At 62.1% G+C, this 17,044-nt stretch carries 15 protein-coding genes; 7 read left to right on the top strand and 8 right to left on the bottom strand.

The features are described from left to right. Positions 1-78: 78 nt before the first annotated feature. Positions 79-1,365, bottom strand: a complete 1,287-nt coding sequence (locus A5706_RS26055) for a serine hydrolase domain-containing protein (RefSeq protein ID WP_068137455.1) — start codon at positions 1,363-1,365, stop codon at positions 79-81. Beyond that, a complete protein-coding gene (locus tag A5706_RS26050) occupies positions 1,362-2,591 on the bottom strand; it encodes a CaiB/BaiF CoA transferase family protein (RefSeq protein ID WP_369831959.1) in 1,230 nt (409 codons plus the stop codon). The genes A5706_RS26055 and A5706_RS26050 overlap by 4 nt, the downstream gene beginning before the upstream one ends. A 257-nt stretch (positions 2,592-2,848) precedes the next feature. Here A5706_RS26050 and A5706_RS26045 point away from each other — a divergent pair, with 257 nt between their 5' ends. The 7 genes from A5706_RS26045 to A5706_RS26015 all read left to right on the top strand — a co-directional run bounded on the left by A5706_RS26045 (position 2,849) and on the right by A5706_RS26015 (position 11,152). After that, the gene (locus A5706_RS26045; protein ID WP_231985420.1) at positions 2,849-4,189 is read left to right on the top strand and encodes a cytochrome P450; all 1,341 of its coding nucleotides are present in this window, start codon (positions 2,849-2,851) and stop codon (positions 4,187-4,189) included. 305 nt (positions 4,190-4,494) lie between these two features. Continuing rightward, the gene (locus A5706_RS26040; RefSeq protein WP_068137447.1) at positions 4,495-5,793 is read left to right on the top strand and encodes an amidohydrolase family protein; all 1,299 of its coding nucleotides are present in this window, start codon (positions 4,495-4,497) and stop codon (positions 5,791-5,793) included. Between the two features lie 125 nt (positions 5,794-5,918). Continuing rightward, positions 5,919-6,953 carry a Rieske 2Fe-2S domain-containing protein gene (locus A5706_RS26035; protein WP_068137444.1) on the top strand — a complete coding sequence of 345 codons (1,035 nt, stop codon included), beginning with the start codon at positions 5,919-5,921 and terminating at the stop codon, positions 6,951-6,953. After that, a complete protein-coding gene (locus tag A5706_RS26030; protein ID WP_156767336.1) occupies positions 6,866-8,035 on the top strand; it encodes a dihydrodipicolinate reductase in 1,170 nt (389 codons plus the stop codon). Before A5706_RS26035 ends, A5706_RS26030 begins: the two co-directional genes overlap by 88 nt. Continuing rightward, positions 8,035-9,105 (top strand): hypothetical protein, encoded by a 1,071-nt coding sequence (locus A5706_RS26025; RefSeq protein ID WP_068137442.1) that lies wholly within the window; start codon positions 8,035-8,037, stop codon positions 9,103-9,105. The genes A5706_RS26030 and A5706_RS26025 overlap by 1 nt, the downstream gene beginning before the upstream one ends. Positions 9,106-9,142: 37 nt before the next feature. Beyond that, positions 9,143-9,916 (top strand): SDR family oxidoreductase, encoded by a 774-nt coding sequence (locus A5706_RS26020; RefSeq protein WP_068137439.1) that lies wholly within the window; start codon positions 9,143-9,145, stop codon positions 9,914-9,916. A 456-nt stretch (positions 9,917-10,372) separates the two neighbouring features. Further along, on the top strand, positions 10,373-11,152 hold the full coding sequence (locus A5706_RS26015) for a crotonase/enoyl-CoA hydratase family protein (protein ID WP_068137437.1): 780 nt from the start codon (positions 10,373-10,375) through the stop codon (positions 11,150-11,152). Positions 11,153-11,479: 327 nt separating this feature from the next. On the opposite strand, the gene A5706_RS26010 is transcribed toward A5706_RS26015, so the two are convergent. From A5706_RS26010 to A5706_RS25985, 6 genes are all read right to left on the bottom strand, one after another. Beyond that, the gene (locus A5706_RS26010) at positions 11,480-12,457 is read right to left on the bottom strand and encodes a TIGR03621 family F420-dependent LLM class oxidoreductase (RefSeq protein ID WP_068137434.1); all 978 of its coding nucleotides are present in this window, start codon (positions 12,455-12,457) and stop codon (positions 11,480-11,482) included. Positions 12,458-12,479: 22 nt separating this feature from the next. Further along, positions 12,480-12,758 (bottom strand): cytochrome C oxidase subunit IV family protein, encoded by a 279-nt coding sequence (locus A5706_RS26005; RefSeq protein ID WP_068137811.1) that lies wholly within the window; start codon positions 12,756-12,758, stop codon positions 12,480-12,482. Positions 12,759-12,762: 4 nt separating this feature from the next. Then, on the bottom strand, positions 12,763-13,359 hold the full coding sequence (locus tag A5706_RS26000) for a cytochrome c oxidase subunit 3 (RefSeq protein WP_068137431.1): 597 nt from the start codon (positions 13,357-13,359) through the stop codon (positions 12,763-12,765). Further along, a complete protein-coding gene (locus A5706_RS25995; RefSeq protein ID WP_156767334.1) occupies positions 13,356-14,120 on the bottom strand; it encodes a hypothetical protein in 765 nt (254 codons plus the stop codon). The genes A5706_RS26000 and A5706_RS25995 overlap by 4 nt, the downstream gene beginning before the upstream one ends. Before the next feature lie 92 nt (positions 14,121-14,212). Next, positions 14,213-15,337 carry an ABC transporter substrate-binding protein gene (locus A5706_RS25990; RefSeq protein WP_068137427.1) on the bottom strand — a complete coding sequence of 375 codons (1,125 nt, stop codon included), beginning with the start codon at positions 15,335-15,337 and terminating at the stop codon, positions 14,213-14,215. 137 nt (positions 15,338-15,474) lie between these two features. Then, complete coding sequence (locus A5706_RS25985; protein WP_068137808.1) at positions 15,475-16,935, bottom strand: aldehyde dehydrogenase family protein; 1,461 nt, start codon at positions 16,933-16,935, stop codon at positions 15,475-15,477. Positions 16,936-17,044 lie beyond the last annotated feature (109 nt).

The following is a 17,044-nucleotide window of genomic DNA, read 5'->3' as shown; positions in this document are numbered from 1 at the left end:
CGTGATCAGCCGCTCACCTGGTGGACGGCGCGCCGTGCAGGCCATCAACGCCGGAAACGCGCAAAGATACGAAGGCCGCTAGCATTCGACAGCGCGCGGCGCGGAGTACGGCGCCCCCAGATCATGCACCGGCCGGAACCCGAGCTTGCAAGCCCCGGCGGCGGCCTGTCGGATCAGCGCGGACAAACCGATGAAGCCCGCAAAGTCGGTCAGCGTAAAGGGTGTCATCAGCCGGTTGAGCACCACGCTGATCGCCAACCCCATGTCGGGGTGGCTCCATCCGAACGAGCTACCCAAGCCAACGTGACCGAAGCCCGGCATAACGTTCCCGATCGGGAGCGCGTGGTAGCCCAGGTGGAAACCCAGCGGCAGGAAGATGTTTCGGTCCCGCTGCAGCTTACGTTCGCCGGCAAGACTTTCGACCAGGCCTCGCGACAAGAACCGCTTTCCGTCGACCTCTCCCCCGTTGGCGATCGCGCCGTACATTCGTGCCAGGGCTCGGGCCGTCACGACGCCATTGGCGGCGGGAATCTGCGCGTCCAGCATGGCATTATCGCCCTGAATCGCGGCGATGAGGCCTGGAAAGTACATCGAGCGGTATACGCCGGAAAAGCGGTTGGCAACGCATTGCGCGACACCGGTGACGACCGGAATCGGCGCCAGGTCCTGCGGCATGATGACTTCGGCAGCTCGAGTGGGTGACTTGGCCGGTGGTCGACCCAGGTGGAAGCCGTCGGTGTTCAGCGGTTCGGCGAGCTCCTCCCGGAACAGGATTCGCATATCCTTGCCGGTGACCGCCCGCGCAAGTCCGGACATCAGCCAGCCGAACGTCAGCGAGTGATAGGCGGGTTGGCCGAACATGCGGCCGGGAGCGGCGGCGGCCAATCGCTCCTCCATCTCGATGTGGTCGAAGACATGTGCCTGCGAGGCCCCACGAAGACCGGATAGGCCGGCGGTGTGCCTCATCACCTCACGAATCGTCAGACCCGCCTTGCCGTTAGCGGCGAAGGCGTGCCAGTACTCGGCCACGGGCGCCTCGTAATCGATCAGCCCCCGGTCGGCCAGGCGATGGATCACGGTGGCGGTCATGCCCTTGGTCGCCGAGAACACCATGGCGGCGGTGTCCGCAGACCAGGGCACGCGGCCGTCCCGGTCCGCCCAACCCTTCCAGACGTCGATGACGGGCTGTCCGTCGAGATAGACCGCCAGGGCCCCGCCGCCGAAGCGGCGGCCGGGAAACATTGTGGAGAATGCACGAACGGCGCAATCGAAGTGGGACTCTGCGGCGCCGAACACGCCGTGCCCTAAGTCAAGGGCGTCGTGGGAAGGAACAGCGCGAAAATGGGCTGCGACGTCTGCCGTCACGTGCAAGCACCATCGACTTTCAGTTGGATCATTTCGTCTTCGGTTTTGCCGAGCTCGCGAAGGATGTCGTCGGTATGCTCCGCGAACAGAGGGCCGCGCGCACTCGACGGGGGACGTTCGTCGAATTGGACGGGGTTCGCAACGAGTTGGCGACTGGTTCCCTCGGCGTCGACGACATCAACGAGGTAGCCGTTGGCCAGAACTTGCGGATCGGCACCGACTTCGAGCTGATTCTGCAGAGCGGCCCACTGGCCCTGCAGCGTCTGCAGCCGATCGAGCCAGTACGCGAGAGGTTGGGCCGCAATTGCGCGCGCGACTTCGTCCGCGATTTCCTTCGTGTGCTCCATGATTCCCTCGGCCGTGGCAAAACGCTGATCCTCCAGCAGATGGTCCAGGCCAAGGTGCTTGCAGGTGTCGGCGAAGTAGCGCCCCGGCTGCAGAATCGCCAACGAAATCCAGCGATCGTCCGACGTGCGTAGCAAGCCGACGAACGGGTTGGCGACGGCCGCAACCGGAGCATCCAGCGGCGGAGGTTCGATATTGGTCCCGGTCATCAGAGCATTCGAAACATTCAACGCCATGGACCACAGCCCGACGCCGAGCAGTGACACGTCGACCACCGACGGCTCGCCGGTCGCCTTCCGCCCGAATAGGGCGGCTGCGATCCCGCCGGCAATGGTCATTCCGCCGATGGTGTCGCCATACGCCCCTCCCGGCATCGAAATCGGCCGGGGACAGTCCGGTGGCGTCGCACTCCATGCACTACTGCCGCGACACCAGAACGTCGTGCCGTCGAAGCCGCCACTCTCGGCATCGGGGCCTCGCTGACCGTTCGCGCTGCCTCGAACATAAATGATGTTGGGATTCACCTTCCGCAAGTCGTCGACATCGATTTTCAGTCGGCGACGGGCGTCGGGAAGAAAATTGGTGAGAAAGACGTCCGCGGTGCGGGCAAGATCCATCAGCACTTCATAGCCAGACGGCGTGTCTATCGCTAACCCAATGCTGCGCTTTCCTCGATTCGGATGGTCCATGATCGGCGCGAATGAGCCTTCCGCCGGGGCGTAGGGACCGATGCGAAGGCCGCGCTGCGCGTCGCCCGTCTCGGCATGCTCGACCTTGATGACGTCTGCGCCCCACTCGGTCAATACAGCGCCAGCCGCCGGCGTGAAAGTGAACTGCGCAACCTCCAGGACCCTGACACCCGCCATGGGTAGATGAACCACCGAACCTCCTTGTGCCGGTACCCGAAACTTCTCCCTACGTGGGAAAGCCAACGCCCGCGGTCCAAGGCGCACGACCGCAGCCACAGTTTTCTAATAGTACTAGAAAGTTCAGTGTTACCCACGCGCGCCGTCCCGTCCAGAGAGCCTCGGCGACACCCGGATCAGGAAGCCCCTAAAAGGTTAGGTCGCGTGACGCGTCCGGACCTCTTTTCTAAGCGCATTTTACAACTGCTCGCGTGCGGATCTACACTCACATCGTGCCGATCCGATCCCAGATGCGGTTCCTCAAGATGTACGCGCCAAGCCTGGCAGTCGGATTCGCCGACGACGCGGCGCACATCATCGCTCGCAAGCTGCACAGGAAACCCGCGCCAGCCGGTGTTGAGATCACCAACTTCGATCCACTCGACCGGGAGATGGCCGCAGACCCCTATCCCCACTATCGGAACCTCCTGGCGGGTGGGCCCGTTCACTACAATCCGAGACGCGACATCTTTATCCTGAGCCGATACGAGGACGTGCGGGCTGGTGCCCGGGCCAGTGACGTGCTGTCCAGTGCGGACGGTATCGCCTACAGCCGGATGCGCGCGGACGCTCTCTTGACGGTGGATCCACCGCGGCATACGGCAATGCGCAAGCAGGCGCAGCCAGCCTTCACCCGCGGAGCCCTGCAGTCGTGGCAAGACACGGTTGAGAGGCTTTGCGTCGACCACACGGCCACTTTGTTCACCGGCTCGTCGGTGGACGTCGTACAGACACTCGCCGAGCCATTGCCCACGGCCGTGATTGCGCACATCCTCGGCATCGCCGATGACGACCTCGCGGCCTTCAAAGAATGGTCCAACGAGACCGTTCGCTTGGCCAACGCGAATATGTCACCGTCCGGGCTGCGGCAGGGGCTAGCGGGGATCCGAGCGATCGGACATTTTCATGCGTACTTCACCAGGAAGCTGAGCCAGGGAGAGTTACTCGACGACGACACCGTCTTAGGCAGGCTGGTGGCAAACAACCACGAGGGCAAACTCAGCAACGATGAATTGTTCTTCTTTGCCTTCTTGCTGCTGCTCGCCGGCAACGAGACCACCACGAACATGCTCGGCACATTGTTTCTCACCTTGTCCGAAAACCCCGACCAGCTGCGGCTCCTGCAACAGCGCCCAGAGCTGATTGGCAGCGCCATAGAAGAGCAGCTGCGCTACTTCTCGCCAATCCAAGGCCTTTACCGCACAACGCGTTCCGACTACGTCGTGGGTAGGGCAACTATCCCCGCCGGGTCACGCGTGTTGCTGCTCTGGGGGGCGGCCAACCGCGACCCCCGTCAGTTCGAGGATCCCGACGAGTTCCGAGTGGAACGCAATCCCACCGGCCACGTCGCGTTCGGCTCGGGGATCCACCTGTGCTTGGGCGCCCATCTGGCCCGGTTGGAAGGCCACACCGTGCTGCGCGAGATCGTCAATCACGTCGACCGCATCGATATCCTGGGCGCGCCCAACTGGCGCACGAATCCCACCCTGCGGGGACTCGCTGAACTCAACGTGCGGGTAACTCGCCGTGAGGTAGCCACCGAACCAGCCGATTTGGCGGACGCCCAGCTATGACCGCAGCAGGCTGAGGTCTGGTGTCCCGACTGACCGATCGCAATTCACGGTGGCGAATTCCAATGGGCCGCAGTGCAATTGGTGCCGAGCCGCCAACGTCTTTCGGCACGTGGGCGCCCATCATCGATCGTGACGCTAGTGGCCGGTCGAAGCGCGCCGTTGTGGGCCCGCAGCGCCGCCACCTTCCGGCGCGGCCTGTCATCATCCTGGCCTCGAATACCGGAGGCCGAGGCTGTCGAACTCGGTGATGAGATCACTTTCGACATTGAGCGAACGGTTGACCCAACCACAGAGAGGAATGCTCAGTGAATAAGGAAGACATGATATTGATCAGTGTCGATGACCACACCGTCGAACCACCGGACATGTTCAAGAATCATCTGCCACAGCGGTATGCCGATGATGCGCCGCGGCTGGTGCACAACCCGGACGGCTCCGACGTGTGGAAGTTCCGCGACACCGTCATCCCCAACGTCGCGCTGAACGCGGTAGCGGGTCGTCCCAAAGAGGAGTATGGGCTGGAACCCCAGGGCCTCGACGAGATCCGACCTGGGTGTTACAACGTCGACGAGCGCATCAAGGACATGAACGCCGGCGGCATCCTCGCCTCGATCTGCTTTCCCTCGTTCCCGGGCTTCGCCGGGCGGCTGTTCGCCACTGAGGACCGCGACTTCTCCATCGCGCTTGTGCAGGCCTATAACGACTGGCACATCGAGGAATGGTGTGGTGCCTACCCGGCGCGATTCATCCCGATGGCAATCCCGGTGATCTGGGACGCCGAGGAGTGCGCCAAAGAGGTGCGGCGGGTCGCGAAGAAGGGCGTGCACGCACTGACCTTCACCGAAAACCCGGCCGCGATGGGCTACCCCAGCTTCCACGATGACTACTGGAAGCCACTGTGGGATGCGTTGTGCGACACCAACACCGTAATGAATATCCACATCGGTTCCTCGGGCCGGCTCGCGATCACCGCACCCGATGCACCGCTGGACGTGATGATCACCCTTCAGCCGATGAACATCGTCCAAGCTGCGGCGGATCTGTTGTGGTCCAAGCCGATCAAGCAATACTCGGATTTGAAGATCGCCCTGTCTGAGGGCGGCACCGGCTGGATTCCCTACTTCCTCGAGCGTGCCGATCGCACCTATGAGATGCACTCGACATGGACGCACCAAGACTTTAGGGGCAAGCTGCCCAGCGAGGTGTTCCGCGAGCACTTTCTGACCTGCTTCATCAGCGACAAGGTCGGCGTCACGCTGCGAAACATGATCGGCATCGACAATGTCTGCTGGGAAGCCGACTATCCGCACAGCGACTCGATGTGGCCCGGCGCGCCGGAAGAGCTGTGGGCCGTGCTGTCGGCGAACAACGTGCCCGACGACGAGATCAACAAGATCACCCACGAGAACGCAATGCGGTGGTACTCCTTCGACCCGTTCGCCCACATCAGCAGGGATCAGGCGACAGTCGGTGCTCTGCGCACGGCCGCCGAGGGCCACGACGTATCTATTCAGGCGCTGAGCCATCACAAGGATACGAAGTCGGGCTCGTCGGTCGTCGATGTAGTCGCTATTCAGAAAGAACTCTCCGGCATCAAAGACTGACGCACCGCCACGTGCACGGCCAACCCTTGAGGCGATCACATCATGGGCTGATGGCGCACCGCGGCGTGACTTGGATTTCTAGAACCACTAGAAAATGCCGAGTCCGGTCGGCTAGCCTTTTTCGCATGCCCAAACCGCCGTTGTCGATGAAGCCAACCGGCTGGTTCCAGGTGGCCTGGTCCGACGAGATCGACGTGGGCGACGTCCACAGGATGACGTATTTCGGCGAAGAAATGATCGCCTGGCGGGCTGAATCCGGCCCATTGACGGTCATGAACGCCTTCTGCGAACATCTCGGCGCACACCTTGGTTTCGGTGGACAAGTCGTCGGCGAGGTGTTGCAGTGTGGGTTTCACGGCTGGCAATGGAGCCAGGAGGGCCGCAACGTCTGTATCCCCTACCAGAATCGCCCGAATCGAGGCAGGCGGATTCGCACCTATCCGGTGGTGGAACGCAACGAGTCGGTCTACGTCTGGCACGATGTACGGGGTCGAGAACCGTATTTCGACGTGCCCGACCTGTTCGCCGATTTCAACGACGGCAGCAACCCCGACGAATTCCACCGACCGCGTCGGTTGTACTGCGAGCGACTGGAAATACATCCGCAATACGTGCAGGAAAACGGCGTTGACTTCGCCCACTTCAGGTATGTGCACGGCACTCCTGAGGCGGTCTTCACCCGACACGACTTCGCCGAGCCGGTCTCCTTCGTCGACTTCAAGCTCGCGTTCGCCTTCGGCGCGCCCAGCGACGAGGCACAAACCGACGTCGTCGAGAGTTGCGTAGAAGCCATCAACGGCGGCCTTGGAGTCACAGTGACCAGGAGCTATGGCTTGCTCGCCGGCCGCACCGTTCAGGGAGTCACCCCGGTCGACGACTACACCAGCGACGTCCGATTCACCGCCTACATCGGTAAAGATGACGCCGCCTACTCCGAAGCCGATGCTCAGGTCTTCAGCCAAGAGGTGATTAAGCAATTCGAGCAGGACATCGTCATCTGGCAGCACCAGCGCTACTCGGACCCCCCGGCGTTGGCGACCGCGGAATATGCGGGGTTCACCGCAATTCGCCAGTGGGCCAAGCAATTCTATCCAGACGGCATCGGCGGAAGTGCCGCGGAAGTGTATGCCGCATCGCAGGCAGCCAGCGGCACACGATGACGCTACGGGTCGTTCACTGCGGTACCGGGGTCACGGGTCGTGAGGCGCTTCGCGCCATCATCGAGGATCCGGCACTCGAACTGGTCGGCCAGTATGTCAGCACACCGGAAAAGGTAGGTAAAGATTCCGGGGAGCTCTGCGGGCTCCCTAGCACCGGGGTCGTCGCGACCAACGACTTGGACGCTTTGGTGGAAATGAAGGCAGATTGCCTTTGTTATGCCGGCAATGCCGTAGGTCGTGAGCTCGAAGCCGTCGCTGAGATGGCCAAGTTCCTGCGTGCTGGGACTAACGTGGTGACGTTCGCCGTGGTCGAAATCAGCTACCCCGGCGCGACGCCACCTGAGTTTCGAGAGATCATCGAGTCGGCATGCGAGAGCGGCGGCGCGTCGCTGTATGCCACCGGAAGCGAACCCGGAGCGATGAGCATGAACGTCCCTGCGGCGCTGCTCTCGATGTCTGGCGAGGTGACCGGATACAAGGAGCAACAGTTCACTCCCGACCTCGCGAACGACTACCCGCTCGAGGCGGTGCTGCGCGATTCCATGGGATTCGGAAAGCCCGACGGCTTTGTGCCGCCGCGAATTTCGGACGGAACGGTAGAGACCCGGTGGACACCGGAGATTCATTTCATCGCTGACCTGTTGGGCATCAAGCTCGACGGCATCAGACTCGAATGGGAGACGGGGGCCTCCCCTGTCGACATCGTCACCACCAACGTCGGGACCTACCCGGCCGGCACCATCTGTGGGTACTACTGGCAGCTTGCCGGCGTGGTGGCCGACAAGCCGGTGGTGTCGATCGAGTACATCGCGCAGATCACCCGCGACGCAAAGGTTCCGCAGCACTGGCCCAGGCTGCCTGCGGGGATCGACGGCGCGATCGCCTACACGGTAGAAGGACGCCCGACCTATCGAGCACTCTTGATGCCGGATCCGATGGAAGACGGCATCACCTCCGGCCTTCCGATGACCGCGCTGGCAGCGACCAACGCGATCCCGGCGGTTGTCGCCGCTCGACCGGGACACCTGTCACCGGTTGACCTGCCGTTCTATGCCACCCGGCGCGCAGGATTGCAACGGTAATGGGCCCGAAGACCTACCGCGTCGCGCACTACGGCACGGGCGACACCGGCGCACAAGCCCTACGGGAGGTGATCGCGCGCTCCGACCTGGAGTTGGTCGCGCATCTGGTGCACACACCGGAGAAGGCGGGCCGCGATTCAGGAGAGCTCGTCGGCGTCAATCCTGTCGGGCTCAGTGCGACAACTGATTTCGCCGAGTTTCTCGCCTGCGACGCTGACTGCGTGGCGTACTTCGCGACGGACTTTGGACGCGAGGAGAGCCAAGTCATCGACGAGATGGCAGCCATCCTCGCGTCCGGTAAGAACATCGTCACCTCGACGATGCCTGCGCTTTCATACCCGCCTCAGGTGCCACGCGAGATCACTGACCGCCTCGAGGACGGTTGCAAGGCTGGTAACTCTTCCTTCTTCTGCAGCGGCATCGCACCCGGGTACACCACCGATGCATTCATCATCGCCTGTGGCAGCGTCTCACATGCGATCAAATCGATCACTCTGTCCGAGCGCGTGTTCATGGCGACCTACCAGGATCCGATGGTGTTCAACTATCTCGGGTTCGGCAGGCCACCCGACGAGCCCGCGATGGTCGAGAGCGTGGGGACCGGAGGGTTCTTAGGACCGTTCTTGGCGGTGGCCAAGACGCTCGGCACGACGTTCGACGACATCCGCACCCGACGCGAGGTCGCGGTCGCCGATGCCGACTACACATGTCCGGCCGGCGCTATCCCGGAGGGCACGGTGGCGACCGTTCGCTTCGTTCACGAAGCTTTCGTCGGCGGTCAACCGCGGGTCACCATGAGCATCGTTTATTCGATGATCGACAAGGTCGTCGACGAGTGGGCCCCCGTCATCGCGGGCACACCGGACGTGAACGTACGCACCAGCCAGGTGGTCATCGACGGTACGCCGAAGGTCGATGTGGTCCTGAGCCTTTCGGGTGGCGACCAGCCGGGCGTCGACGCCACCGCGGGTCGCGTGGTGAATGCCATCCCCAATGTCTGCGACGCGGCACCAGGGCTGTACAGCAGTTTGGACATGCCGGTATGGGGCCGTGCGGATTTCGGCAACTGAGGATCCCAGACAAGCGCCGAACAACGGAGAATTCGCTATGACTTCCGAGCAAAAACGCATAGCGGTGGTCGGTGCCTCAAGTGGCCTGGGTCGCAGCATCGCGATCGACTTGGGCAGGCGCGGCCATCGGGTTGCTCTGCTGGCACGCCGCCGCGAACGTCTGACCATTGCGGCGCGCGAGGCCGGCAACGGCGCGATCGCTGCGGTGTGTGACGTCACCGATCCCGACTCATGCAAGAACGCTGCCGACGAGGTGCTTGCCGCGTTCGGTGGTTTGGACACGCTCGTCTACAGCACCGGCATGGGGGTCCTGACTCCGCTGGCGGAAACCACTGCAGAGCAATGGGCATCTTTGTTCGCCACCAACGTAACCGGTGCATCGTTGGTCACCGCTGCGATGCTTGAGCACCTTGGTCGTAGCAGCGGGTCGGCGATCTACCTGTCTTCACTGACCGCGGCGTACGACACCCCTTGGCCGTCACTCGGTGCATACGCGGTAAGCAAAGCCGCGCTCGAGAAGCTCGTGGTGGCGTGGCGGGTCGAGCACCCCGAAGTTGCATTCACCAGCATTGCAATCGGTGACTGCCCCGGCGGAGAGGGTGACTCGACAACCGAGATCAACAAGAACTGGGATCCGGCGGTTCTCGAGCAAGCAATTCAATCTTGGATACAGGACGGCCATCTCAACGGCGGAATAGTCGATGTCGAGCATCTCACCGGCGTCGTGGAATCTATCATTCGCTGCGGTAACAGCTGTTTCATTCCGCACCTCAGCGTTGTCGCTCGCGTGCAGTCTGGCACCGCGACGTAAAGCGCCTTCACCACGACCAGGCTCGCGCATGGGTGACCTCTTCAACACCGTCGCATCTGACCTGGCGAAGTGCCTAAGCCCGTCGACGAGCAGCGGGGGACCGCCAGTCCGCATCCGAATACTTTGGGAGGCAGACCTTTTGCCCGTACGGCCTGCCGGGCCGCGGCGCACCGGGAATCGGCAGGCAGGAATGCCAAGTGAGCGAACGCATAACGCTTGACGGCCGTGTGGCGATAGTGGCCGGCGGCGGTCGAGGCCTGGGCAAGGTTATGCTCTCGAACTAGCGGGCTCGGGACCCTGCGCCTGCCCCAGCGGTGCTACTGGACAGACCTGCAGAAGTCGGCGAGTGTCGTGCCACGGCCGAAAGTGTCCGGCAGACAGGCTAGTTGCTTGCCAGCCGATCGCCGCAAATGTAAATTCGCGGTACATCCAATTACTCTCAACCGGAGCCTCCCGATGCCGCCAGAACCCGCCGACCCGATTCACACCGAGCGCGTGGACGGCGGCATCCTGCTCATCACGATGAACCGACCTGAACGCCGGAATGCCTTCGACGGTGCGATGGCTGCAGCGATGGAGCGCATCATCGACGCATTCGAGGATGACGACTCACTAGTTGTCGCGGTTCTCAGCGGCGCCGGACCGACGTTCAGTGCCGGGCAAGATCTGAAGGCCGCGGCGCATGGCGACTTCGCCCACACCGAGAAGCGTGGTGGCTTCGGAATTATGGCTCAACCGCCGAACAAACCAGTCATTGCCGCCGTCGAGGGACACGCGCTGGCGGGTGGACTCGAACTCTGCCTGGCCTGCGACCTGATCGTGGCCACTGAGGCCTCCACGATGGGCCTTCCCGAGGCGGCGCGGGCGCTTGTGGCCACCGGCGGCGGGCTGTTCCGCCTTCCGAAGCGGATTCCGTACCACGTTGCCATGGAGCTGGCACTTACCGGGAAAGCACTGCCGGCCAGCGAGTTTCACCGCATGGGTCTGGTCAACCGGATATGCGCACCCGGTGAAGCCGCGTCGGTGGCGCTGGAGTTGGCCCGCGAGATCATTGCATGCGCCCCGTTGGCGGTGCGCGCGTCCAAGGAGATCATCCGCCGCAGCTATGACTGGACCGACGAGGAATCCTGGCAGGAGCAGATGACTTTCGCCGGGCCGGTCTTCGCTTCGGAGGATGCCCAGGAAGGCTTGCGTTCCTTCGCCGAGAAGCGAGCACCGCAATGGAAAGGTCGCTGACGACAATCACATGCGCCCACGGAAGCCGCCGATGGACAACCGCGGGCGAGAATTGCGTTGCGCTGTTGTGTGTTCCCAGGAGCGTATCCGGTCGATCCTCGCCAAGAAACGTGGACTGAACCGTGGATTCGGGCCACCGGTCCATATCGTCGCGAATGATGTCAACATCAAAGCGGACCATGACGATTCACGACAGCCGCGGTGCGGCGAGACCGCTCCTCGGCGAGGTAGCCCAAATGAGCGAGCTTCCCTAAAGGTCGTGATCAAAGAATGCCGCGTTGCGAGTCACAGGTGATCCGATGTGCGCGACCGGCAGCTTGCCACGGCTCAGGTGCCTGTCAGGCGTGTGACGATGGGTGCGAGCGCCTCCATGCCGCCAGCGAATGGCGTGACGAAGTAATTGAAGCCCAGCGTGTTTCGCACACGGGTGAGTTTTTCGCACACCTCTTCTAGGGTGCCGACCGCCACCACCGGCGAATCAAGCAAGGTCTGCAGATTCACGTCCCGATGATTCACTTCCCCGCCGTATCGCTCGACAAGGTCGTTTCCGCTGAGCATCTCCAGAAATCCTTTGGTGAATGACTCGACATCGTCGGTGACGGCGACGAGGACCAGCATCAACGATAATTCGAGCGCATCGAACCGAGCACCCGCGGCGGACCGGATCCAATCGAGACGCTCCTCGAAGGATTCACGCCGGAAGCTGCTGGCGTCGACTACGGCGCCGCGAGCCAACGTGGCACCGAGCACCTGAACGATGTCAGCTTTCTCAGCGGCCATGGTCAAGAGGCGGCGCCCGCCACCACCGACCATGATCGGCGGACCCCCAGGTTGGGCGGGCTGCGGGATGCCCTCTAGATCAGTCACCGTGTAATGATCGCCGCGAAAAGTGAGCGGATCGGGCCCGCACAAGCCACGGACGATGGCGATGTACTCGTCGAGACGGTCAATGCGTGTTGCCGCAGTGTCGAAGGCGATCCCGGATTGGTCATAATCGGCTCGGACCCACCCCGCGCCGAGCCCCAGTTCAAGGCGGCCGCCGGACAACAAGTCCAACGTCGCGGCCTCCTTGGCGAGCACGGCGGGATGACGCAGATCCTGATTGAGCACCGAGGTCGCGATTTTGATCTGTGAGGTGGCGGCGGCGATTGCCTGCAGCCCTACCATCGGCGCCACGGTCGAACTGAAGTGATCGTTGAGCTGGATGCTCGAAAACCCTATGCATTCCGCCATTTGCGCGGTTGCGATGAGGTTGTGCACCTCGATCTCCGAGGCGACCACCCCGAATCGGATTGGTTTGGTCATCTCACGCCACCACCGTCGGCACTCATCCGGCTGCCAAGTAGATGGCGGCCAAAGCGGTGCAGATGCCTGCGCATGTAGCGTTAAAGCTCGCCCGCAACCACGAGGGGGCCTCCCGAAGTTCCATGAAGTTCATCCCGACGAGGTACACCTTGACCAAGGTCACGAGCAGGACGAGGACGGTCGAGATTCTGTAATCGATCCCATGGTCGATCCCCACGCTCCACGAAATCAGCGTTGCGACGACGAGTGCAGCCCATACAACAACACTGCGCTTCGCAGTGCGCTCGGCGAATAGTCTCATCATCTCAGTGCACCAAATAGAGGAGCGGGAAGATGATGAGCCAAAGTATGTCGATGAGATGCCAATAGCAGCCAAATGATTCGATCAACCCGATGGGAGGTTCGCTCAGCCGATCTTTGCCGGACAGTACCACCATCGCGATCAGCAGCGTCGCCCCGAATATGACGTGGGCCGCGTGCAATCCCGTCATGACGAAGAAGTACGTGAAGTAGCTGTTCGACGACAGCCCGTGTCCATCGAAGATCAACGCCGTCCACTCAATCCCCTTGTTGACTAGGAAGATCCCGGCACACCCGAGAGCCCCATAAAGTAGAGGGCGTGCGACTTTCTCTCCGGCCCGGGTAGCCGCGACAGCCAGGACCACCAACAACGAGCTGGTCACGAGCACAAGTGTGTTGACACCGCCGAATGCTCGCTGGAGCGCGAGCTGCGACCGATTGAACAGGTCAGGGGCGCTGCCCCGTTGGCTCATGAAGAGTACGAACAAGACGCCGAAGACGCTCAGATCACCCAGGATCATGATCCAGACGCCCGGCTCCCCCGGTATACGGCCGCGCCGCATATCGACCGTCGCGGGGACCTCGGTCTGAGCTGTCGTCATCGAATGCCTGCTTCGGCTGGAAGGTGGCCACCGGTGACGTCGGCCGCAATCGCTTCGCCGCCCGGATCGTCGATCCGGTCTTGAATCCGTAACGCGCGCCAGATCAGGACGGTCTGACCCACCGTCCACAGTGCGAACCCGATGGCCGGGATCCAGAAGGCGAAGATGCCGTTGATGGAGAGCGGTCCGGTCTTGAAAAGGAAGGCAACTGCTCCCGGTTCGAAAAGAAGGATCGCCCACACCGTCGTCCAGCCCCACCACCGGGGAAACGGATTAGCCGGTCGGTCTGGTGTGGTGAAGCACACCAGGGCCACCCCCACCCACCCCGCGATGAAAAACTGCTCCGTTGTGACCATGAACAAGACCCCGAACTGGTGCATGACTTCGGTGATCTCTGGCGCCCGGTAAGGACTGTATGCGGCTGTCCCGAAACACATTCCGATTATGGCGATGAAGACTGACGTTAACGACACGCCGATCAGGATCAGCGTCGACCAGATCTTCGCACCGATTTCGACGCGGCGCGCCTGATGCCACAACACGACGGAAAATTGGATCAATGGCGCACTCGTCCAACTGAGCAACATCGCCGCCGCCAAGATGGCGGTGCTGTGCCCCTGATACCACTGCGCGACTCGCGCGGCCGTCCAAGTCGCGCTAGGCGGCGGAAAAACCCGTATCACGGAGACGAGTGCCGCACCTTGTGCGATGGAGAACCCCCACATCCACACCAGGAGGATTCTTTGTTTCTTGCCATCCATTCGGCACCATCCTTACTTCCGCTCATGGCTCACGCGTCTGCGGCCGCATGCGGTCCCACCCGGCGCAGCGATCCCCACCAGGCAGGCGAAACTCATTCGTCACCGAAGCGGTCGACCAGCGTCGACTTCCAGTACTGTCCGAGCTCCTTTCCGTCCGCGTCCAGTGTCCGCGCGACCAGATATCGTGAACCGACCCAGCCACGGTGCATCCATCGCCCGAACGAGATACGAGTTCCCGCCGATCCGCAAGCCGCAGGCAACATCTTCAATTGTTCGAGGGAATCCCTCACGCCCCGCGGCGAAAGGGGTTTTGCACCAGCCAATCCGTGCAGGACAACGGTTGCCAAGTCCCGAAAAAGCAACGGAGCGTAGAACGCCGGCCGATGCCCGTACGCAGCCTCGTAATCATCGAGGAACTGTTCAGCGACCTGATTGCCCTCGTCGTACTGTTCGAGTCCGATCCACCCTGTGGTTGCGTCCCACAGGTGCTCATTGAACGCGGTCTCGAATGCGGTACCGATGTACCTCGGTGGATCCCAGCCCAACTCGTCCAGGGCAGCGTTGATCCCAGCATGGCCGAGTCCGAATCCGCAGTGAACAAGCGCTTCTGCTCCGCTGCGATGGATCCGTGCGATCACCCCCGATACGTCCTGGCCCGTCTGCGATACGGTTTCTTCGGCCAGGATGGTGATGCCCTCCGCGCTGGCCGCGCGGCGGAAGTTGTCCGCGTAGTGAAAGCCGATGTACGCCTGCTCGATCAACAGTCCGACAGTCGAATGGCCGTGCTTTTTCAACATCTGCGCCCAGAAGATCGGCTCGTCGGTCATCGAGCCGTTGGGCAGCACGAAGGTCCACTTTCCGAGCCACTCCTCTGATCCGCATACGCTGATGGCCGGCACGCGGAACCGGCGTTCGATTTCAGGACGCAGAGGTATGGCGTTGTCGCTGATGCCCGGGCCGATGACGGCCAGGCACCCTTCGTCGACGAGCTCACCGAACGCGTTGACGACCGCCTTGACGCTACCTCGCGGCAGACCTTGCACCGTCCTGGACACGAGCTCGACCGGCCGGTGAATCACCCCCGATTCGTACCCCTGACCAAACACCAAGTCCATCGGATTGGTGTAAATGGTCTGGTCGTCGATCGCAGCGCTGCCGGCGATGTAGTCGGTAAGGAAGCCGACCTTGATCGGCTCGGTTCCGGTCGCATCGGACATCCCAAAACTCCGTAGAACGGCGTTCAGAACCGCGCTAGGTGGGCATGGCGAGCTGGCTCACGACAGCAACTGCGATCGATGAGACCGAAATTCATCCCGCGTCCGGTGGCGGTCCTATCATCGCTCATTCAGTCGGATCACTTAGCTTCGTCACCGACCGGCCATCCCACAAGCTTTGTCTCAGTGAAGATTTCAAGCCCTTCGATGCCGCACTGACGACCGATGCCTGACATCTTGTAGCCACCGAACGGCGCATCGGCGCCATACCATATCCCGCCGTTCACGCTCAGAGTGCCGGTCCGGATCCTTCGGGCGACGGCGAGCGCGCGATCGTGATCGGCAGAGTAGATGCCGCCAGAAAGACCGTAGGTGGTGTCGTTGGCGATGCGCACAGCATCGTCGTCCCCGTCATAAGCAATTACGCTCAGCACCGGGCCGAAGATCTCTTCTTGGGCGATGCGCATGTCGCTCGTTACGTTCGCGAATAGCGTTGGCTCAACGAAGAAACCCTTCTCCAGGTGTGCCGGAATGCCGCCGCCGACAACGGCTGTGGCTCCTTGCTGCCGCCCGCTGTCGAACAAGCCCACCACACGCTGTTGCTGGACTTTGGAGATCTGCGGGCCTTGCATGTTCTCGAAAACGGTGGGGTCACCGTATTTCCAGTTCTCGAAACTGACTTTGGCGATCTCGACCGCTTCGTCGTATCGGTTTCGGGGCACCAGAAGTCGGGACGCTTGCGCGCACGCCTGGCCGCCGTGGATACATGCCATCGCGGCGGTGGCCAACACCTCCTCCAGTGGCGCGTCGTCCAGCACCACCAGCGCCGACTTGCCGCCCAACTCGAGAAACACGTCCTTGATGGTGGATGCCGACGCCTCCATGATGCGTCGCCCGGTTGCAGTCGAACCCGTGAAGGCGATCATGTCGACCTCCGGCGAACGAGTGAGTACCTCACCCACCATGTGATCTCGTGAGGGGACAACGTTGACGACACCGGCGGGAATCTCGGTCTTTTCGGCAATCAGTCGCCCGATGCGAGTCGCATTAAACGGAGTGTCGGGCGCGGGCTTGAGGACGCAGGTGTTTCCCATGGCCAGGATGGGCCCCAGCTTGGTCAGGATCAATTCGACCGGGAAGTTCCACGGCACGATAGCCCCGACGACGCCCTTGGGCTCCTTCCACACGACCCGCTCGGTCTGCATACCCCAGCCCAGTGCATCGGACGGTCCTAACGAGCGAGACCACTGGAACTCGTCGATCATCTGACGCGGCCAGGTAAGCGCATGCTTGAGCGGCGCATCGAGATGCGGACCGTAGGTCAGCGCAATCGGAGCACCGACCTCGGCCACCAGCTCTTGACGGAGTTCTTCTTGTTCACTTTCGAGCGCTGCCTGCAGCTGATCGAGACAACGCTTGCGCAGTTCCTTATCGGTGGCCCACGGGGTGTTGTCGAAGGCATTACGCGCGGCGCCCACGGCGTTGGCCATATCCGACGCCGAGCCGTCGGCAACCTGCCCCAATACCTCCTCGGTAGCCGGATTGATGTTGTCGAAGACTTTCCCGCCCTCTGCCTCAACAAGTTTGCCGTCGATCAGCATGCGCAGTTCACCCATGCGCGTAGCCTAGTCGACTTAGTAATGCATATTCAATAATCCGTCGGCGCTGTTTCTAGGGAACAACTTGCGGCCCTATCCTGGCCTTAGCCGA

Source organism: Mycobacterium sp. E796, from assembly GCF_001672815.1.
GTDB lineage: Bacteria > Actinomycetota > Actinomycetes > Mycobacteriales > Mycobacteriaceae > Mycobacterium.
The sequence above is the reverse complement of the archived record's forward strand: the minus strand, read 5'-3'. Positions and strand labels throughout refer to the sequence as shown.